This window comes from Phosphitispora fastidiosa (assembly GCF_019008365.1).
In the GTDB taxonomy this organism is placed as follows: domain Bacteria; phylum Bacillota; class Thermincolia; order Thermincolales; family UBA2595; genus Phosphitispora; species Phosphitispora fastidiosa.
The window spans coordinates 1-313 of record NZ_JAHHUL010000091.1 but is presented as its reverse complement, the minus strand read 5'-3'; the positions used below and the strand labels follow the sequence as shown (position 1 = coordinate 313).

Annotated in this window: 1 rRNA gene; it reads right to left on the bottom strand. The window is 53.0% G+C overall.

Features of this window, described 5'->3' with window-relative positions:
* Window positions 1-313: ribosomal RNA gene (locus Ga0451573_RS19075) — 16S ribosomal RNA — on the bottom strand; the annotation flags it as partial.

Below are 313 nucleotides of genomic sequence, written 5' to 3'. Positions count from 1 at the left end.
TCAGCGAGCGGGGACTACTGGGGTATCTAATCCTGTTCGCTCCCCACGCTTTCGCGCCTCAGCGTCAGTTACAGACCAGAAAGTCGCCTTCGCCACTGGTGTTCCTCCATATATCTACGCATTTCACCGCTACACATGGAATTCCACTTTCCTCTTCTGTACTCAAGTCTACCAGTTTCCAATGACCCTCCACGGTTGAGCCGTGGGCTTTCACATCAGACTTAATAAACCGCCTACATGCTCTTTACGCCCAATAATTCCGAACAACGCTTGCACCCTCCGTATTACCGCGGCGGCTGGCACTCGCGAAGCT